Below are 19,509 nucleotides of genomic sequence, written 5' to 3'. Positions count from 1 at the left end.
ACGCCGCGCCCGGCGCCCGTGGAGTTGTCGGACATCGACCCGGGTCCGGCCGCGGTCGCACCGCTGCGGATCGAATCCATCGGCTCGACGACGGCACGAGCGTCCGGCGCTGCGGCCCGGACTCGCGATCACGCCTGGACGCCCCCGGTTTCATGGACGCCTGTGCGCGTCTGACCGGTTGCTGCGCGAGGGCGTTCTAGGCTCGGTGCCATGCATGCGATCCAGTACGAGACAGTCGGGGGCCCCGAGGTACTGCGGCTCGTCGAGTTACCGCTGCCCGAGCCCACGGGAGCACAGGTGCGGGTGGCTGTGCGCGCGGCGGGGGTGAATCCCGCGGATTGGAAGACCCGGCAGGGGTTCATGGGCCCGCAGGAGCTCCCGCGCGTGGCTGGTTTCGAGATCGCCGGGGTGGTCGACGCCGTCGGCCCCGAGGCCCCGTGGCGAGTCGGCGACGAGGTCATGGGCTGGCCGAAGAACGGCGGCTACGCCGACTACGCCCTCGCCGAGCGGCTGGCGGCCAAACCCGCCGGGCTGTCGTTTCCCGATGCCGTCGCGATTCCCGTCGCGGCCAACACCGCGAGCGGCGGCCTGGAGGTGCTCGGCCTCGAGTCCGGCCAGACCCTGCTGGTGAACGGGGCGTCGGGTGCGGTCGGCGCGATGGCCGTGCAGCTGGCCCGGGCCGCGGGCATCGAGGTGATCGGGACCGCCTCGGCCGCGAATCAGGCGGTGGTGGCCCGGCTCGGCGCGGCCCCGACGACCTACGGCGAGGGCGTGGTCGAGCGGGTTCGCGCCCTGGCGCCCCGGGGCATCGACGCGGTCTTCGACTGCGCGGGGCACGGATTCCTCGATGCCGCAATCGAATTGCGCGGCAGCACCGACGGCGTCATCACCATCGCCGACGGCGACGCCGCGGAAAAGGGCGTGCGGTTCTATTCCCGGACCGAGGGCCCGGCACTGCAGGAGGTCGAGAAGGTCGCGCAGCGGGTTGCCGCCGGCGAATTCCAGCTGACCGGCCCCGCCCGCACCTATCCGCTGGCCGAGGCCGCCGCGGCGCAGCGCGAGAGCGAGACCGGCCACGGCCTGGGCAAGATCGTGCTGCTGCCGAGCTGATTCGGGCTATGCACCCAGTCCGCGACGCAGCGCGTCCACGGTGGTCTCCGGTGAGGTGTTGAAGCAGAACCGGATGCCGGGCGACGCTTCGACGACGACGTTCAGGATGCGTTCGAACAGCAGCGTATAGGCAACGTTCGCGCGGAGTCCGGCGCCGATCATCACCAGCCCGAACGGCCCGTCCGCCAGGGCCTTTCGGACCTGCCGCTCGGCCTCGTCCGGATCGTTGCCGAGGTAGCAGGGCACCGCGTCGAAGCCCGCCTCCCGCAGCGCGCCGCTTCCCGCCTCGATCCGGGCCGTCATGGTCGCCTCGTCGAGGCCGGGGAGCTTGCTGTAGTCGAGCGCGGAGGGATGAAGTCCGATGGACAGAATGCGCTCGGTCGAGGTCTGCATGCGCTCGACGGTACGCGCGGCGGCGGGGCCCGGCAGTGTGTCGCCGTCAGCTGCGGGAATGCGGGTCTGTCGGGTGGGCTCGCCGCGCGTCCCGCCGGTCGGGGGATGGTCGGCCGGTCCGTATGGCCGGGGATGGCGACCGGCTTGCGGTGGTGTCGCCGCGTCCATCCGGGGATGGCCGGCCGATCCGCATGGCCGAGGACGGCAACCGGTTCCCCCTACCCGGCATAGGCTGGCGCTATGACCCAGACGTGGCTGCGGGCGTTGCGGAACGGGATCGACGGCGAGATCGACAGTGGTTTGCGACGTCGTGCCGAGTACGCCTCGGACGCCTCGAACTACCGGGTGCTGCCCACCGCGGTCGTATTCCCGCGCGGTGACGCCGATGTGGCGGCGACGCTGGCCGCGGCGCGCGAGGCGGGGGTGTCCGTCACCGCGCGCGGTGCGGGAACGTCGGTGGCGGGCAACGCGATCGGGCCCGGTGTCGTGATCGACTTCAGCAGGCACATGTCCGCGGTGCTGGGCATCGATCCCGAAAACCGTTGCGCACGAGTTCAGCCGGGAGTGGTGCTGGCACAGTTGCAGCGCGAGGCCGCGGTGCACGGGCTGCGCTTCGGACCCGATCCATCCACCCAGAATCGATGCACGCTGGGCGGCATGATCGGAAACAACGCGTGTGGACCGCGCGCAATGGCGTGGGGCCGCACTTCCGACACCGTGCGCGAGCTGCGCATACTCGACGGAATCGGCGCCGAGCGGGTGCTCGGCGCGGGCCTGGAGTCGGTGCCCGGGCTGACGGAGTTCACCCACGCGCACCTCGCTGTCATCCGCACCGAACTGGGCCGCTTCGACCGCCAGGGTTCCGGATACGGTCTCGAACGGCTACTGCCCGAACGCAATCCCTCGGCGGCCGGTGCCTTCGCCGGTTCCGAGGGCACCTGCGGGCTGCTGCTGGAGGCGACGGTCGAGCTGGTGCCGGTACACCGCAACACCGTGCTCGTGGTGCTCGGATACCCCGATATGCCCACGGCCGCAGACGATGTCAAGGCGGTGGTGGCGAGCGGGCCCACGGCGGTCGAGGGGATCGACGCCCGGTTGGTGGACGTTGTCCGGGCGCACCGGGGAACGGTCCCGGACCTGCCGAAGGGACGCGGGTGGCTGTTCGTCGAGTTGCCCGGTGACACCGCGGACGAGGCATTCGACCGGGCGGTCGCGCTGTGCCGCACCGCGCACGCACTGGATTCCCGGATCATCACCGATTCCGGTGTGGCGGCGGGGCTGTGGCGGATCCGGGCGGACGGCGTGGGCCTGGCCGGGCGCACCCCCGAGGGACATCCGGCCTGGCCGGGCTGGGAGGACGCCGCGGTGCCGCCCGAGCATCTCGGAGCCTACCTGCGCGAGTTCGAGGAGCTGATGCGCGCGCACGGCGTCGACGGACTGATGTACGGCCACGTCGGCGACGGATGCATTCATGTCCGGCTTGATCTGCCGATAGCCGATGCGCCGCAGCGGTTCCGGAGATTCCTCGAGGATGCCGCGGATCAGGTGGTACGTCACGGCGGCTCGCTGTCCGGCGAGCACGGCGACGGCCGGGCTCGCTCGGAACTGCTCTCGCGCATGTATTCCCCGGCGGCCCTGGACGCCTTCGCCGGATTCAAGGCCCTGTTCGATCCGGACGACGTGCTGAACCCGGGAGTTCTGGTGCGCCCCAAGGCAATCGATGCCGACCTGCGGCTGGTGGGCCTGCGCCCCGCGCCCGCGGCGGGCGGATTCGCCTATCCCGCCGACGGCGATATCGGCGCGGCAGTGCATCGCTGCGTCGGAATCGGCAAGTGCCGCGCCGATTCCCGCGCCACGGGCGGTTTCATGTGCCCGTCGTACCTGGCCACCGCCGATGAGAAGGACAGCACCCGCGGACGCGCGCGGGTCCTGCAGGAGGTGGTACGCGGCGCGCTGGATTGGCGCTCGGACGAGGTAGCGGAATCGCTGGACCTGTGCCTGTCCTGCAAGGCATGCGCGTCGGACTGCCCCGCCGGGGTCGACATGGCCACCTACAAATCCGAGGTCCTGCATCGCCGCTACCGGCATCGCCTCCGCCCGATCGACCACTACGCCCTGGGCTGGCTACCGCGCTGGCTCGCCGTGGGCGTCCGGGCGCCGCGCGCGGCCAACGCCGTCGCCGCGATCGGCCCCCTCCGCCGCGCCGGCTTCCGGCTGGCGGGCATGGACCCGCGCCGGGAGATGCCGCGATTGGCGGACAAGAGCTTTCGTCATATGTGGGCCGAGCGGGGCGCTGATACCACGACAGGCGACGATCCCGGGATCATGCTCTGGATCGACAGTTTCACCGATGCGTTTGCCCCCGAGATCGCCTGGGCCGCGGTGGAACTCATCGAGTCGCTCGGGCACCGGGTGACGATTCCCGAACGCCGGGTGTGCTGCGGGCTCACCTGGATCAGCACCGGACAGCTCGACGGTGCGCGGCGGCGGCTGCGCGGCACGCTGGCCGCGCTGGATGCCCATGTGCGCGCCGGCGGTGTCGTGGTGGGGCTCGAGCCCTCGTGCACGGCCGCGCTGCGCTCCGACCTGCCCGAGCTGCTGCCCGACGATCCACGGGCGGCGGCGACCGCGCGTGCGGTGCGGACGCTGGCCGAATTCCTGACGGGGGACCCGGCCTGGCGTGCGCCGGACCGCCGCGGGCGGACCGTCGTCGTCCAACCGCACTGTCATCAGCACGCGATCATGGGTCACGACGCGGACCGCGCACTGCTCGAGCAAACGGGTGCGAAGATCACCGAAATTGCTGGTTGCTGTGGACTTGCCGGAAATTTCGGCATGCAATCCGGACATTACGACGTATCGGTCGCGGTTGCGGAAAACGGACTATTGCCGGCCCTGCGGAGGGCAGGTACGGGGGCCGAATTCCTCGCGGACGGTTTCTCCTGTCGTACGCAGGCGGTCCAGCTCGACGGGCGCACCGGTCGACATCTCGCCCAATTCCTGCTGGAGCACTGAGTCCTTCGCTGAAGGCGCCCGTCGCGCAAGCGCTTACGGGCTTGGAATCAGCTGCCGAACGGCAGGGTGCCCGGGGCGATCTGATAGCCGGAGCTGCCGGCGAAGATCCCGCCCATGATGTTGAGGATCGCATTCAGCAGGTTGGTAATCATTCGAGCCCTCCATTGCGTATGCCAATCGATTGCCGATTAGCTCAATCGGGCTGAAAATCGTCCGGTTCGGCGGACGCGTTACAAGGTACTGGTCGACGGATCAACGGTGCGGATCCCGGTTTCCCGCCCCGGGAGCAGGATCCGGCGCCGCGGATCCCGGGACGGACGGGGCGGCATCGTGGCCGATCCGCGCCCGGCGCACAATGTCCCGGTGGATACGAGGATCGATGCCGCGCGGACGGTGACCGCCGAGCGCCCGATCGATCTCGCCAACACCGTTGCGCCGCTGCGGCGCGGCCACGGTGATCCCTGTCATACCGTCGCGCGCGATGGGGCACACTGGCGGGCCTCGAGGCTGCCGACCGGCCCGGTCACCTACCGACTGGCCCAGGCCGGGCCCCGGGCGGTGACGGCTCAGGCCTGGGGCCCGGGTGCGGCGGAACTGGTCGACCGGCTGCCGGGGATGCTCTGCCTCGACGAGGACGTCGCGGACTTCGCCCCGGCGCATCCGAAGATCGCCGAGGCGCACCGGCGCCACCCGGGCCTGCGGATGCTGCGCACCGGCCTGATCTTCGAGGCGCTGGCGCCCGCGGTCCTCGAACAGCGCGTGCACACCGCGTCCGCGCGGGCGTCGTGGCGCCGGCTGGTGTGGAAATTCGGCGATCCGGCCCCGGGCCCCACCCCCGTCCCGATGCGGGTGCCGCCGCATGCGCAGACCTGGCGGCGCATCCCGTCTTGGGACTACCACCGCGCCAATGTCGATCCACAGCGCTCTCGGACCATCGTGCTGGCCGCGCGGATGGCCGACAAGCTCGAACAGGCCGCGACGATGGATCCCGCCGCCGCCGCCCAGCGCCTGCGTACGGTTCCGGGCATCGGCGTGTGGACCGCCGCGGAGACCGCCCAGCGTGCCCTCGGCGACTCGGATGCCCTGTCGGTCGGCGATTTCCATCTGGCCGCGACCATCGGCTGGACCCTGCTGGGCCACCCGATCGACGACGACGCGATGGTCGAATATCTCGAACCCCTTCGCCCGCACCGCTACCGGGCCGTGCGGCTGCTGGAGATCTCCGGTCAGGCGCACAAGCCCAAGTTCGGCCCCCGCACCCCGCTGGTCGACATCACCCGCATCTGACCGGGCTAGCGCTGATCCATCGCCGCGTTCGCGGCGGCCTCGGTGCGAGACAGGGCTTCGGGCACCGGGATCCGGCCCAGAAACATCTCCGACAGGCCCTGGGTGAGCACGTCGAAGGCGGCCGGGAACCCCGGTCCGCCGCCGCTGGGGATGCGGGGACCGCGCAGCACATCGAAGAAGGGCGAGACATCGATTCCTTTGTGGGCCCAGTAATCTCGATAGATGCCCTGGTCGGCGACGACGGCGGGAATGCTCGCGCCGTCCCGGGCGAGGTAGGCCTGACTCTGCGCGCCGCCGAGCCAGGCCAGCAGCCGACGGACCGCCTCGGGGTGTGGCGTCGCGGCACTGGCCACGACGCCGATCGCGTTGTCGGTGCTGACCCGCCCTGCCGGACCCTGCGGGATCATCGCCACTCCCCACGCGAACTTCGCCTGCTGGGCGATCTGCGCGAGGTTGTACGTCCCGGACTGGAACAGCGCCAGCTTCCCCTGCAGGAAGGCATTTCTGGTGAAATCGGTGTTGTCGTTGGTGTCGGCCGCCGAAGGCGATAGGTGCTCGGCGATCAGCCGGACCAGATAGTCGAAGGCCTGGGCACCCTCGGGGTTGTCGAAGACGAATCGCTGGTCCGGTCCCTGTAGACGCCCACCGGCCGAACCCAGGAACGGCAGCACGATCGACTGGAAATCGTTGGCGGCGTTGTACGGCCACAGCGCAACGGCCGCCAGCCGCCGCAGCAGCGGGGTGAAGGTGTCCTGCGCCGCGGGACCCCAGCGCAGCGTGGACAATTCGTCCGGGTCGACGTGTGCGGCCGCGAGCAGGTCCCGGTTGTAGTACACCGCCGTGCCGCCGTCCACGAATTGCGGTACCGCCCAGAGCTTTCCGCGGCGGGTGTACTGCGCCACGGCGGCCGGATCCCAGGCCCGCGCGGCATTCGGGCCCAGCAGCGCGCCGATGTCCATGAGCCGGCCCGCGTCGGCGTAGTCCTCGTACAGGTTCGACCAGTACACGTCGTCGGCGGTGCCCCCGGCCACGTCCAGCCGCAGCTTCTCCTGGTAGTTGGCCCACGGCACCACCGTGATCCGCACTTCCACGTCCGGATTCGCGCGCTGGAAGGCATCGAGCGAGGCCCGGTACGCGGGAACGAAACTCTGATCCCAGATCCGCATGCGCAGCACCGTGCGGCCCGATCCGTCGCCGCTGTGCCCGAGCCACAACGCGGCCGCGACGAGCAGTGCGACGCTGAGCGCCAGGCCCAGGACGACTCGTGTCGAGGTCTTCATTTCAGCCCCGTCCACGCGATCGACCGCAGCACCTGTCGCTGGAACACCACGAACAGCAGCACCAGCGGCACGATCGCCAGCGTGGTCGCGGCCATCACCAGGGTCCACTGGGCGTTGTACCGGGTCTGCAGGCTCGCGGTGGAGACGGTCAGCACCCGCCAGGTGTCCCCGCTCGAGGCCACCAGCGGCCACATGAAGTTGTTCCACTGCGACACGATGGTTATCAGCGCGAGCGTGGCGAGGATCGGGCGGCTCATCGGGACCATCACGTGGACGAGGATGTCCAGCGTGTTCGCACCGTCCAGCCGTGCGGCGCCGAGCAATTCCTCCGGGATCCCGCGGAAGTACTGGCGCAGCAGGAAGATTGCGTATGGCGAGGCCAGTACGAACGGAAGAATCAACGCCCAGAACGTATTCAGCCAGTGCAGCTTCGCGAACATCAGGTACAGCGGGATGAGGGTGACCATCGAGGGCACCATCATGGTGCCGAGATAGACCCAGAACAGCGCCTCGCGGCCGGGAAATTCGGTGCGGGCGAACGCGTATGCGGCCAGGATCGAGGTGAACAGCTGTCCCCCGGTGATGAATACCGTCATCAGCGCGGTGACCAGTACCGCCCGGCCGAGTCCATGCTGCAGCACCGTCGAGAAGTTTTCCCAGGTCGGCGGATCCGGCAGAGCCAGCGCGGACTCGTTCGCGAACTGCCCGGGTGTCTTGATCGCGGTGAGCGCGCTGAGCACGAGTGGCGCCACCGTGAGCAACGCGCCGCACAAGAGCAGCAGATATACCGCGCCGGTGCGGAAAAGGCCTGGGGCGGTGATTCGTTCGGAGCGGCCGCGATACTCACGCACCGAACCGGGCGCGGTCTCAGAACTCATACGCGGTCCGATTCCGGAAGTACCGGTGCTGCGCCACCGTGATCGCGAACATCACCACGAACACCACGATCGCCATCACCGCCGCCCGCCCCGGCCGCGCCGCGTCGAAGGCCTCGGAAAAGATCCGCATCGCCACCACATCGGTGTGGTTCCCGGGCCCGCCCCGGGTCAGCGCATACACCGAATCGAAGGTCTGGAATGCGGTGAGAACCCCTGTGACCAGGACGAAGAACATGGTCGGTCGCAGCAGCGGCAGCAGCACCCAGCGGATCCGCCGCCACCCGCTCGCCCCGTCCAGCGCGCCCGCGTCCAGGATCTCCTGCGGAATGGCCCGCAGCCCGGCCACGAAGAACAGCGCCACATAGCCGAAATTCGACCAGATGCTCACCGCGGCAACCGAGGGCAGCGCCAGGGCCGGATCGGACAGCCACTCGATCCGGCGCCCCAGCAGCGCATCGATCGCACCGCCGGTCGGCGCGAAGAGCCACTGCCACACCACGCCCACCGCGACCGGCGCGCACATCCACGGCAGCGCGAAGACCACCCGCAGCGCCGTCCCGCCGCGCCGCCGGGCCAGTGGCGCGGCGACGGCGAAGCCGAGCACGGTCTGCACCGGCACCACGATGACCGCCAGCGCCAGCGTCACCAGCAGCGCATGCCCGAAATCCCGATCACCCAGTACCGCACGCCAATTGCGCAGGCCCACGAACCGCATGGGCCCCAGCAGATTCCAGCTGTGCAGGCTCAGCCAGGCCACGACCGCGATCGGCAGCAGCAGAAAGCAGCCGACCCCGACCAGGCTCGGCAGCAGCAGCGCATAACTTGTCAGCGCACGACGCATCTCACGTCGGTTCACACCGTGCGAACCTACCCGTGCACCGCCGCGCTCGCTTACCACCGTCGGCGAGGCGTGTTGTGTGCCTCGCGCTGACGGTGCACATCGCCGCGATTGGTGAGCCGCACGCGGTCTGTCCCGCTCTCGCTGAATTGGCGCCTCGGACATCGCTGTTGGTCGATCCCGGGGCGCGACCCGATGGGGCGCACGTCGACATCCTCCCGATCGGTCATCGATTTCCGCCGATCAGCGGGTGAGGATCGATCGCACGGCGGGTGACTGCGCGCGCAGTGCTGCCGGTCGACTTCAGCCCGCCCGATGCGATCTACCCCGGTGCGGCTTCCCCGTCGGAGAATCCGGACCTGGCCGCCGGCGTACCTGTAGGTCATCCAGGCGGCCGAGACCGCGAGCGGAGGGACGGCGGATCAGTTGGTGGGCCCGCCCGCGACGTAGATGACCTGCCCCGAGACGAAGCCCGCGCCCTCGCTCACCAGGAACGATGCCGTGTGCGCGATATCCTCGGGACGTCCGACCCGCTGGACCGGGATCTGAGCGGCGGCGGCCTTCTGGAAGTCCTCGAATCCGACGCCAACCCGCGCGGCGGTCGCGGCGGTCATATCGGTGACGATGAAGCCCGGGGCGATGGCATTGGCGGTGACGCCGAACTTACCCAGTTCGAACGCGAGGGTTTTGGTGAATCCCTGCATGCCCGCCTTGGCCGCGGAGTAGTTGGCCTGCCCGCGGTTGCCCAGCGCCGAGGTGCTCGACAGGTTCACGATGCGGCCCCACTTCGCCTCCACCATGTAGGACTGCACCGCGCGGGTGAGCAGGAAGGCGCCGCGCAGGTGCACGCCCATCACCGCGTCCCAGTCGTCGACGCTCATTTTGAACAGCAGATTGTCGCGCAGGATGCCCGCGTTGTTGACCACCACGGTCGGCCCGCCCAGCGAGCCGGCCAGTTCCTCGACGGCCGCGGCCACCGAGGCCTCGTTGGACACGTCCGCGCCCAGCGCCACCGCCTTCCCGCCCGCATCGGTGATGGCCGCGACGGTGTCGGCACAGTGCGCCGCATCGAGGTCGAGCACGCCCACGGCCAGCCCGTCGGCGGCCAGGCGCTTGGCGACCGCGGCGCCGATCCCGCGGGCGGCTCCGGAAACTACGGCAACTTTGTCGGCCATGGTGGTGTGCTCCTGTCGTCTGCTGTGGGCCAGTCCACTGAGCAGCATACGAACCGGAGAGTAGGTATCAGTTCACAACCGGGGAACTCACGAGGTCCACAGCGTCCAGACGGCGCTGTGGCCGCTGCCCTGGCAGACCAGGGCGCGGCCGTCGGAGGTCCGCGCGCTCTTGTCGGTGGCCGGGGTGCAGGCGGTGCCGTTGGTGTATACGGCGGTCGAGACGTTGTACGGCCCGGTCCAGCGGTAACCGCCGTTGCCCTGCAGGCACAGCAGGGTGCTGCTGTCGGCCGCGGTGCCGATGAGTGCGGCCTGTGCGGCGGTGCACGTCTCGCCCTGGACGACGCCGACCGGCGCGCTGCTGGATGCGGCCGTCGGGGTCGTGGTGACCGGTGCGGCGGTGACCGGCGCGGTCGACGGTGCGAGCGCGGCGCTCTGCGTCGCCGGCGCGACCGTGGTGGTATCCGAGGCCGCCTGCGTATGGAACGGGTTGTGCGGCACCGTGAATCCGGACATGACCAGCAGCCCGCCGACGACCATCACCTCCGCGACGCCCATCATCATCGCGAACAGTGCCATGATGCGGCCGCGCGGATGGCCGAAGGAGATGAGCCCGAACACGATCGCCACCGGGAACAATCCCAGCAGCGCGCCGACCAGCGCCACGATCGAATACGGATTGACGATCGGCGGCACCTCGACCCGCACCCGCCCGGACCGCCGGCGGCTCCTCGACTCGTACGACTCGTCCTCCTCGGACGCGTGCGGGCGCCGCCGCACGGTGCCGGTCTCGTATGCCTCCTCCTCGGCGGCCGCGCGCCGGCGGGATTGTCCGGTGTCGTACAGCCTTTCGGTCACCTCGACCACCTGCCGGTGCGCGCCGGTGTCGTACGGCTGTTCCGCCGCGGGAGCCGCCGGCTCGTCTGCCGCACTGTCGTAGGACTCTTCGAGCTCGGAAACCGGGTTTCGGCGGGATTGTCCGGTGTCATAGACCTTCTCTATCGCGGGAGTCGAGCGGTGTGTCTGGTGTCCGCTGTTGGAGACCGGTTCCGCCATGGCGGCCGGTAGTCGGTGCGTTTGTATGTCGTCGTAGTCCGGGGCCGGTGCGGACGAGCGGATCGGCTGTCCACCGGGGTGCCCGCGGTCCGGTGCGGGTAGTCGGGTGGACTGTCCGTTGATGTGGTCACGGTCGGGTGCGGGTGCGGTCGGCCGGACCGGCTCTCCGTTGGGGTAGCCGCGGTCGGTTGGTGGTCGGTGGGACTGTCCGTTGGCATAGTTCGTGGTCGGCTCGGGCAGTCGAAGCGCCTGTCCGTTACCGGACCAGTCGTCCGGCGCCCGGCCGACCTGGCCGTTGGCGTATCCGGCTTCAGAAGGGGAGGAAGACGGGCGGGCGGTATACCGGTTGCTGTCGTCTTCCGACTGGGACAGCCGGGCCGAATATCCGTTGGTATAGCCGGCATCCGATGAGGAGGACAGTCGCGCGGTGTAACCGTTGCCGTAGTCGGCTTCCGTCGGGGACAGGCGGGCTGTATGTCCGTTGGCGTAGCCGACTTCCGACGGGGCAGGAGAGAGCCGGGCTGTCCGACCGTTGGCGTAGTTGGCTTCCGACGGCGAGGCGGGCAGTCGGGGAGCGTTCCCGTTGGCGTAGCTGGCTTCCGATGGCGAAGCCGGTAGCCGGGGCGCATGTCCGTTGGCGCGGTTGCCTTCCGACGGAGACGCGGGTAGCCGAGAAGTCTCTCCGTTGTTGTAGTTGGTTTCCGAGGGTGACGCGGGTAGTCGGGTGGCACGTCCGTTGGCGAAGTTGGCATCTGATGGGGATGCCGGTAATCGGGGCGCATGTCCGTTGGCGCCGTTGATTTCCGATGGCGACGCAGCCAGCCGGGGGGCGTGCCCGTTGGTGTGGCCGGCTTCCGTAGGGGAGGCCGGTAATCGGCGAGTCTGCGCGGTGGGGTAGACATCATTCGTGGACGGCGCGTTCCGGACGGCCTGTCCATTGGAATAGCCCCCGTCCGATATCGGATCGGGTAGACCGAGAGCGTGTCCGTTGGTAGGGAGCCCGTTTCGCGCGGCGGATGCAGGGCGCTGTCCGTTGACGTAGCGCTCGTCCGGACGCCGATCTTCCCACGGCTCCGCGGCGGGCGCCCGCATCGGACTGTTCAATACGGTGTCCCAGGGATCCGCGGCGGGCGCCTGGACGGGCCGATCCACGGGCTGCCAGTGCAGATCCTGTGCGGTAGGGGCCTGCACGCCGCGAGTCTGCGACTCGGTAACCGGCCACGGACCGCCCGGGGGTGCCCATCCCTCGGCGTCGGACTGGTTGCGGCGAGTCATGCGGTTCCTCTCACTCGAGCAGGAACCTAGTGCAACGGACCCGCCCCCTACCGAAGAGAATAGGTGCCAGGGCGCAGGAGCGATATCCGATCCGAATCGCGGTGCACGTCGCCGGTCCGCGGGTGGCGGTGAATCTTCACCGTGTCGGCCCTGGTAGGCGCGGTGATTCGGCGCTGCCCGGCCCGCCGGGCGTCAACCCCTTTCCGCCCGGCGGATCTGCCTCGGCCGCTATTGCGCGCAGTGCTCGGACAGGAGCCGCTCGCCGACGATCGCCGTGCGTAATCGCAGCATTGAAACCGCAACCCAGAACAGGAAACGGTCGTAGCCGTTCAGCGGCGCATGCGCCGGGCGGCCCCGGAACAGCGTGCGAGGCACCGGAGCGCAGTGGCGGGTCGGCCTGCGGGCCGCGGGCGCGGCCAGGTACAACAGCGCGCCCTTCCGCCCGGGAGCGGGAGTGTGCCGCGCGGGCGCGTCGGCCCGCCGGGCGGTGGTGCGGCTGGGAGGAGGGAGCAGCCGCACCACCTTTCGGTGCCCCGTGTCCGCCCACCCCGCGGGCTTCGCCGACGCCGACGGCCTACCGGCCCCTCTGACCAGCGGGGTGTTCACGGCAGCGCCCGCTCGTCGAGTACGCAGCGGCCCTCTTCGACCAGGACGGCGCGGGCTCGGCGGCGCACCCGGCACAGGTCGACCGAGCACTCCAGGTGCAATTGCATTGCGGCGTGGGCCTGTTCGACGGTCATGATGCCCGGATCGACCCCGCAACGTAGTAGTCCCGCCACGGGCATGTTCAGGTTGGTCAGCTGCACGACAGGGCCCCCTCGCGTTGTTGTCCGCGTCGTCGCGGTGGCGGCTGGTCGTCCCAGGGCTGCTGATGGATCGCCATGCCGAGTGCTTCCAGGAGCGTCAGTCCCACCTTGGTCGCCAGACCCCCGACCGAATCGAGCAGTGGGGGCACCGCTTCGGCAACCTGCAATGCGGCCACCGCCTGTGCACAGGTCAGGGTCCGGCCGGGCAGATACGAGACCACCCAGCCCTCCTGCCCGACGCTGCGGGCCCTGTGGGGGGTGCGGTCGCTGGTCATCAACGACGACCCGATGACGTGTACTGCCATGACTCCTCGTTCCTGCGTGCGAATCCTGATGGTGCCCGGAGGTTTCGAGATCGCGCCGTCCACAGAGCGCGTGTACCAGAGATGTTAACTCCGAGCACACATCCAGCATCCGCCAATCGCCGTAGGGACGCGCCCGGATTGGATATCCATGGCGAATTCGGGCGAATGTCCAGCAGCGAATCCATCTGGGGGAGGAAGATTCTCCATAGTGGACGAGAGGCCCCCTGTCGATGCGACGGAGGCCGGGGCGGGGAGCGCGCAAGGGGGCTCCACTCTCCCCCGGCCAGTGCTTGATGCCGGCGGCATCCGAATGGAACGGAGTGTGCTGTGCCTGAAAGTTCCGAAACGAGTGCGGACAACACCTCGTCGTCGACCGTGCCGAGACGCCAGCTCGGAAGACATCTGCGGGACTGGCGAACTCAGTCCGGTCAGACCATCGCGGAGGCGGCGCGGCTGATGGAGTGGGGCGCAAGCACGCTGCAGCGCCTGGAGAAGGGACAGGCAGATCGCATACGCACCATAGACATTCAGGAACTTTGCCGCATCTACGGCATCCCGGAGGAATTCGCCGAGGGACTCAAGGGCCTAGCCCAGCAGGCCGCGGTGAAGAGCTGGTGGCACGCCTACGGTGACCTGATCCCCGAAAACTTCGATGTCTTCGTGGGTTTGGAGGCATCGGCGCAGTGCCTGACCTCCCACCAGTCCGAACTGGTTCCGGGCCTGCTGCAGATCGCCGAATACGCCCGTGCGCTGAACAGCCTGGGCTATCCCGGGGACACCGAGGCGGAGCTGGAGCGGCGGGTCCAGCTGCGACTTCAGCGGCAGGCCTTGATAACTCGCAGAAATCACCCGGCAACCCTGAACGTGGTGCTGGACGAGTCCGTGTTGCGCCGCGTCGTCGGAAGTGCAAGGGTGATGGCGGCGCAGCTTCGGCACTTGGCCGACATCAGTACTCGGGACAATGTCACGCTGCGCATCTTGCCCTTCGCAGCCGGTGTCCCCCTGGGGCTTTCGCCCGGCCCGTTCGTAATTCTCGAGTTCGGTACCGACAGCAAGGGGCAGCCGGTGGAGCCTCCCGTGGTGTACGTGGAGGGTTTCACCGGAGACCTGTATCTCGAGAGGAAAGCCGACGTGTGTCGGTATCGACAGGCGCACGAGGCTCTGCAGCGCAGCGCGTTGGATGTTGACAGCAGCAGGCAACTGCTTCGGCAGATCGCGAAGGAATACATGGCATGAGTGGGGTCCCGCGCTGTGCGAACCGCGCTCGCGCCGGAAAGGACGAGACGATGAGCAGAGAGCTGGACGGCGCTCGGTGGTTCAAGAGCAGTCGTAGCGGCGCGGGCAAGGAGTGCGTTGAGGTCGCCTTTCTAGGCACCGGGCGGGTCGGCATCCGGGACAGCAAGAATCCGGGCGGTCCGGCGCTGATCTTCGGCCCGGACGACTGGGCGGCGTTCACCTCGGCGGTGTGCGGCGGGCGCTTCGACCGCTGATCGCCGCACGCTGGGCGGGTCCGGCATCCGGGCGCGGACCCGCCCGGTAGGTGCCATCTGCGTGGCCGAATATTCGCTGTTCGGCCGAGTGGCGGTGATGATCACGAAACGGTGGCCGTTGTGCAACGAAACCATGTTTGCCAATGTCTGTTATGGGTAAACCCTATATGTGGACCGAGGGCTGAAAAATACTCCGCGGTACCGCAAGCCGTTGCCCGGCGATTGGGTGGAACGCCTGATTGTGGGAATGCTGTTCGCGGTATCGGCCGGCGGTGTGTACACACTGACCGGGGCGGTGTTTTCGGCGTTGCTCATCGGCCTGCTCGTCGCGGGCGTGGCCGTCGGGGTTGTCACCCAGCTCTAGCCCGCCGCGGGCCCACGCCGCGAGGCTGATTCCCAGGCCAGGGCCCTGCCGTAGAGCATTCCCACCGAACACCACACTGCCCCGTCCCGATCGAACATCGGGACGGGGCAGTGTGGTGTCCGGCTACCGCCGGAAGAGCTTGTTGCCCAGCCAGACGATCGGATCGTATTTCCGGTCGGCGACCCGTTCCTTCATCGGAATCAGGGCGTTGTCGGTGATCTTGATATGTTCCGGGCACACCTCGGTGCAGCACTTGGTGATATTGCAGAGGCCCAGACCGAATTCGTCCTGCGCCATATCACGACGATCGGCCACATCCAGCGGGTGCATTTCCAGCTCCGCGACCCGCATCAGATACCGCGGGCCCGAGAAGGCGGCCTTGTTGTCGTCGTGATCGCGCACCACGTGACAGGTGTTCTGGCACAGGAAGCACTCGATGCACTTGCGGAACTCCTGCGACCGCTCCACGTCGACCTGCTGCATCCGGTAGTCGCCGGGCTTCAGGTCGGCCGGTGGGGTGAACGACGGGATCTCCCGGGCCTTCTGATAGTTGAACGACACGTCGGTCACCAGATCGCGGATCACCGGGAAGGTGCGCATCGGGGTCACCGTCACGACCTCCTCCCGGGTGAAGGTGGACATGCGCGTCATGCACAGCAGCCGCGGGCGGCCGTTGACCTCGGCCGAGCAGGATCCGCACTTGCCCGCCTTGCAGTTCCAGCGCACGGCCAGATCGGGCGCCTGGGTGGCCTGCAGACGGTGGATGATGTCGAGCACGACCTCGCCCTCGTTCACCTCGACGGTGAAGTCCGCCAGGGCGCCACCCTCGGTGTCGCCGCGCCATACTCGGAATTGGGCGTCGTAACCCATTGCTACGCATCCCCTTTCACGGAGGATTCAGCTACTGCCGGATGATCGGCGAGTTCTGCAGGGGTGTAATACTTCTCGAGTTCGCCGAGGTCGAATAGCGCGAGCAGCTCCTCGCGCATCGGCTGCTGCGGCTCGTTGGTGACGGTGACCGCGGGCACGGTCTGGCCCACCCCGTCCGGATCGACCCGGCAGACCAGCAGCGTATTGCGCCAGTCCGCGTCCATCTTCGGATGATCGTCGCGGGTGTGCCCGCCCCGGCTCTCGGTGCGCAGCAGCGCCGCGTGGGCCACACATTCGCTGACCAGCAACATGTTTCGCAGATCCAGCGCCAGGTGCCAGCCCGGGTTGAACGCCCGCTTGCCTTGCACGGTGACGTGGTCGAAGCGCTCGCGCAGCTCGCCGAGCTTCTGGATGGCCTCCTGCAGCTCGTGTTCCTTGCGGATGATGCCGACCAGATCGTTCATGGTCTGCTGCATGTCGGAGTGCAGGGTGTACGGGTTCTCGGCCTCGCCGTCGGCGGGCGGATCGAACGGCGCCAGCGCGGTTTTCTCGGCCATCTCGATATCGGCCTCGGACACCGCGGGACGATCGGCGAGCCCCTCGACGTAGGAGGCCGCGCCCAGGCCCGCGCGGCGGCCGAAGACCAGCAGGTCCGACAGCGAGTTGCCGCCGAGCCGGTTGGATCCGTGCATGCCGCCGGAACATTCACCGGCAGCGAACAATCCGGGCACCGCCGCGGCCCCGGTGTCCGGGTCCACCTCGATACCGCCCATGACGTAGTGGCAGGTCGGCCCGACCTCCATCGGCTCGCTCGTGATGTCCACGTCCGCAAGCTCTTTGAACTGATGGTGCATCGAGGGCAGCCGCCTGAGGATCTCCTCGGCGGGCAGCCGGGAGGCGATATCGAGGTAGACGCCGCCGTGCGGGGTGCCGCGGCCCGCCTTGACCTCCTCGTTGATGGCGCGAGCCACCTCGTCACGCGGGAGCAGGTCCGGGGTGCGGCGCGCGGAATCGTTGTCGCGCAACCACTGATCGGCCTCCTCCTCGGTCTCGGCGTACTGCCCCTTGAAGACCGCGGGAATGTAGTCGAACATGAACCGCCTACCCTCGGTGTTCTTCAGCACCCCACCGTCGCCGCGCACACCCTCGGTGACCAGGATGCCCTTCACGCTCGGCGGCCAGACCATTCCGGTCGGATGGAACTGCAGGAACTCCATGTTGATCAGCGTCGCCCCGGCCCGCAGCGCCAGCGCGTGCCCGTCGCCGGTGTACTCCCAGGAATTGGAGGTCACCTTGTAGGACTTGCCGATTCCGCCCGTCGCCAGCACCACCGCAGGGGTCTCGAACAGGATGAAGTTGCCCGATTCGCGCCAGTACCCGAAGGCCCCGGCGATCCGGTCGCCGTCCTTGATCAGGTCGGAGATGGTGCATTCGGCGAAAACCTTGATGCGCGACTCGTAGTCGCCGGTGGCCGCGAAATCCTCCTGCTGCAGCGAGACGATCTTCTGCTGCATGGTGCGGATGATCTCGAGGCCGGTGCGGTCGCCGACGTGCGCCAGGCGGGGATAGGTGTGGCCGCCGAAGTTGCGCTGGCTGATTCGCCCGTCTGCCGTCCGATCGAACAGCGCCCCATAGGTTTCCAGCTCCCAGACCCGGTCGGGGGCCTCGAGGGCGTGCAGCTCGGCCATCCGCCAGTTGTTCAGGAACTTCCCGCCACGCATCGTGTCCTTGAAATGCGTTTGCCAGTTGTCCTTCTCGTTGGCGTTGCCCATGGACGCCGCGCAGCCGCCCTCGGCCATGACGGTGTGCGCCTTGCCGAACAGCGACTTGCACACCACCGCGACTGACAGGCCGTGTTCGCGCGCCTCGATCACCGCGCGCAGTCCGGCGCCGCCGGCACCGATCACCACGACGTCGTACTTGTGCCGTTCGACTTCAGGCATGGAACCGAATACTCCTGTAAGGGCAGGGATTTGGGGATGGTGAGGGGACCACTGCGGCGATCAGTTGACGAACCGGAGGTCCGTGAGGGTGCCGCTGGCCACGAGCATGACGTAGAAGTCGGTCAGCGCGAGGGTGCCCAGCGTGGTCCACGCCAGCGTCATGTGACGAGTGTTCAGCTTGGACACCTGGGTCCAGAACCAGTACCGCACCGGATGCGCGGAGAAGTGCTTCAGGCGCCCGCCCGCGATGTGCCGGCAGGAGTGGCACGAGAGCGTGTAGGCCCACAGCAGAATCACGTTGGCCACCAGGATGATGTTGCCCAGCCCGAAGCCGAATCCGCCGGTCTTGCCGTGGAAGGCCATGATCGCGTCGTAGGTGTTGACCAGCGAGACGATGACCGCGATGTAGAAGAAGTAGCGGTGCGCGTTCTGGATGATCAGCGGAAGTTTGGTCTCGCCGGTGTATTTCGCGTGCGGCTCGGCCACCGCGCAGGCCGGCGGGGAGAACCACACCGAGCGGTAGTAGGCCTTGCGGTAGTAGTAGCAGGTCAACCGGAACAGCAGCAGGAACGGCAGGGCCAGGAAGCCGAGCGGAATCCAGCTCGGCAGCGCGCCCACCCAGTGGCCGAAGTGGCTGGCGCCCGGCGCGCACGAGGTGCTGATGCACGGCGAATAGAACGGCGTCAGATAGTGGTAGTCCGGGACCCAATAGGCCGTTCGCACAAAGGCTCTGACCGTTGCGTATATGACGAATGCGGCCAGCCCGAGCACCGTCGCCAGCGGGGGTACCCACCAACGGTCGGTGCGCAGTGTGCGGTCCGCGATTCGTGCCCGGCCCCGGCTGAAGACTCCCGTGCCCGAATCGGTAGCTGAACGTGTTGCCAGTTCGCTCACAGCAGAATGCCTCGCTGATCTACCCCGTGGAACGTCATCGTTACCTCCGGCATCGAATGTGATGCTGAGCACCATACGGCACCTGTGCTATCGCCTGTCACGGGTCTCAGGAATATCGACCCGGCTCGATTCATATGATTTGCGCCACATTTTCTGATCATGGCCGGGCGTGCCGGAGGCGGGCGAACCCTAAGCAAATCTAATGAACTCGGTTGGCCAACAAGGTCATTCGGCACGGATTCGAATCGGTGCGTTTCACATCGGAACTACCTTGCCGCGCTCCCGCGCACCAGCAACAACCCGGCGGACCATGATCGACGGGCGGGCGGGGCGTTCGCATCGATAGCGGCCGGGCATCGCCGATAGGGGTGTTCGGCGTATCCGAATGGCGGCGGGTGGGCGATGCGGTAGCTGGGCGAGTGGGCGCCGGAGGCGGCCGTCGCGCGCGAGTGGGGTGATCCGGTCGGTCGCAACAAGCCCGACGATGCGCGCGGAAACATCGCTCGGGCCCTTCGGCAGTTCCCAGGCTCGGC

General features: G+C 68.4%; 18 protein-coding genes. 6 read left to right on the top strand and 12 right to left on the bottom strand.

Translation table 11 applies throughout. The features are described from left to right. The first annotated feature begins 210 nt into the window (after positions 1-210). Positions 211-1,110, top strand: coding sequence for an NADP-dependent oxidoreductase (locus tag KO481_RS00415; RefSeq protein ID WP_215914929.1), 900 nt, complete (start codon positions 211-213; stop codon positions 1,108-1,110). A gap of 6 nt (positions 1,111-1,116) precedes the next feature. Here the strand turns inward: KO481_RS00415 and KO481_RS00410 are convergent, their stop codons facing one another. Continuing rightward, the gene (locus KO481_RS00410; protein ID WP_215914928.1) at positions 1,117-1,503 is read right to left on the bottom strand and encodes a hypothetical protein; all 387 of its coding nucleotides are present in this window, start codon (positions 1,501-1,503) and stop codon (positions 1,117-1,119) included. 240 nt (positions 1,504-1,743) lie between these two features. Between KO481_RS00410 and KO481_RS00405 the strand changes: the two genes are divergently transcribed. Continuing rightward, positions 1,744-4,518, top strand: a complete 2,775-nt coding sequence (locus tag KO481_RS00405; RefSeq protein WP_215914927.1) for an FAD-binding and (Fe-S)-binding domain-containing protein — start codon at positions 1,744-1,746, stop codon at positions 4,516-4,518. Positions 4,519-4,881: 363 nt separating this feature from the next. Beyond that, complete coding sequence (locus KO481_RS00400; RefSeq protein WP_215914926.1) at positions 4,882-5,805, top strand: DNA-3-methyladenine glycosylase family protein; 924 nt, start codon at positions 4,882-4,884, stop codon at positions 5,803-5,805. Between the two features lie 5 nt (positions 5,806-5,810). On the opposite strand, the gene KO481_RS00395 is transcribed toward KO481_RS00400, so the two are convergent. The 8 genes from KO481_RS00395 to KO481_RS00360 all read right to left on the bottom strand — a co-directional run bounded on the left by KO481_RS00395 (position 5,811) and on the right by KO481_RS00360 (position 13,415). Next, positions 5,811-7,085 (bottom strand): ABC transporter substrate-binding protein, encoded by a 1,275-nt coding sequence (locus KO481_RS00395; protein WP_215914925.1) that lies wholly within the window; start codon positions 7,083-7,085, stop codon positions 5,811-5,813. Beyond that, positions 7,082-7,906 (bottom strand): carbohydrate ABC transporter permease, encoded by an 825-nt coding sequence (locus KO481_RS00390; protein ID WP_372451913.1) that lies wholly within the window; start codon positions 7,904-7,906, stop codon positions 7,082-7,084. Before KO481_RS00390 ends, KO481_RS00395 begins: the two co-directional genes overlap by 4 nt. Before the next feature lie 46 nt (positions 7,907-7,952). Continuing rightward, complete coding sequence (locus tag KO481_RS00385) at positions 7,953-8,804, bottom strand: carbohydrate ABC transporter permease (protein ID WP_215915834.1); 852 nt, start codon at positions 8,802-8,804, stop codon at positions 7,953-7,955. A 419-nt stretch (positions 8,805-9,223) separates the two neighbouring features. After that, a complete protein-coding gene (locus KO481_RS00380; protein ID WP_215914923.1) occupies positions 9,224-9,976 on the bottom strand; it encodes an SDR family oxidoreductase in 753 nt (250 codons plus the stop codon). Positions 9,977-10,063: 87 nt separating this feature from the next. Further along, positions 10,064-12,304, bottom strand: a complete 2,241-nt coding sequence (locus KO481_RS00375) for a hypothetical protein (RefSeq protein ID WP_215914922.1) — start codon at positions 12,302-12,304, stop codon at positions 10,064-10,066. 228 nt (positions 12,305-12,532) lie between these two features. Beyond that, complete coding sequence (locus tag KO481_RS00370; RefSeq protein WP_215914921.1) at positions 12,533-12,823, bottom strand: hypothetical protein; 291 nt, start codon at positions 12,821-12,823, stop codon at positions 12,533-12,535. Between the two features lie 83 nt (positions 12,824-12,906). Next, positions 12,907-13,110: a hypothetical protein gene (locus tag KO481_RS00365; RefSeq protein ID WP_308166186.1), complete on the bottom strand. Its 204-nt coding sequence runs from the start codon at positions 13,108-13,110 to the stop codon at positions 12,907-12,909. Beyond that, positions 13,101-13,415 (bottom strand): hypothetical protein, encoded by a 315-nt coding sequence (locus KO481_RS00360; protein WP_215914920.1) that lies wholly within the window; start codon positions 13,413-13,415, stop codon positions 13,101-13,103. The genes KO481_RS00365 and KO481_RS00360 overlap by 10 nt, the downstream gene beginning before the upstream one ends. 327 nt (positions 13,416-13,742) lie before the next feature. Here KO481_RS00360 and KO481_RS00355 point away from each other — a divergent pair, with 327 nt between their 5' ends. The 3 genes from KO481_RS00355 to KO481_RS00345 all read left to right on the top strand — a co-directional run bounded on the left by KO481_RS00355 (position 13,743) and on the right by KO481_RS00345 (position 15,269). After that, positions 13,743-14,651, top strand: coding sequence for a helix-turn-helix domain-containing protein (locus KO481_RS00355; RefSeq protein WP_215914919.1), 909 nt, complete (start codon positions 13,743-13,745; stop codon positions 14,649-14,651). A 50-nt stretch (positions 14,652-14,701) separates the two neighbouring features. Further along, entirely contained in the window at positions 14,702-14,905 is a 204-nt protein-coding gene (locus tag KO481_RS00350) for a DUF397 domain-containing protein (protein ID WP_215914918.1), read from the top strand. 169 nt (positions 14,906-15,074) lie between these two features. After that, complete coding sequence (locus KO481_RS00345) at positions 15,075-15,269, top strand: hypothetical protein (protein WP_215914917.1); 195 nt, start codon at positions 15,075-15,077, stop codon at positions 15,267-15,269. Between the two features lie 123 nt (positions 15,270-15,392). Here KO481_RS00345 and KO481_RS00340 read toward each other — a convergent pair whose 3' ends face one another. From KO481_RS00340 to sdhC, 3 genes are read right to left on the bottom strand one after another with little or no spacing between them, the layout of a single operon-like run. Then, positions 15,393-16,139, bottom strand: a complete 747-nt coding sequence (locus KO481_RS00340; RefSeq protein ID WP_215914916.1) for a succinate dehydrogenase/fumarate reductase iron-sulfur subunit — start codon at positions 16,137-16,139, stop codon at positions 15,393-15,395. A gap of 2 nt (positions 16,140-16,141) precedes the next feature. Continuing rightward, the gene (locus KO481_RS00335) at positions 16,142-18,082 is read right to left on the bottom strand and encodes a fumarate reductase/succinate dehydrogenase flavoprotein subunit (protein ID WP_215914915.1); all 1,941 of its coding nucleotides are present in this window, start codon (positions 18,080-18,082) and stop codon (positions 16,142-16,144) included. A 60-nt stretch (positions 18,083-18,142) separates the two neighbouring features. Beyond that, a complete protein-coding gene (gene sdhC, locus KO481_RS00330; protein WP_215915832.1) occupies positions 18,143-18,967 on the bottom strand; it encodes a succinate dehydrogenase subunit SdhC in 825 nt (274 codons plus the stop codon). Between the last annotated feature and the right edge of the window lie 542 nt (positions 18,968-19,509).

Source organism: Nocardia albiluteola (assembly GCF_018860155.1).
GTDB lineage: Bacteria > Actinomycetota > Actinomycetes > Mycobacteriales > Mycobacteriaceae > Nocardia > Nocardia albiluteola.
Note: the sequence above shows the minus strand (reverse complement) of the source record. Positions and strands in the feature narration are given on the sequence as shown.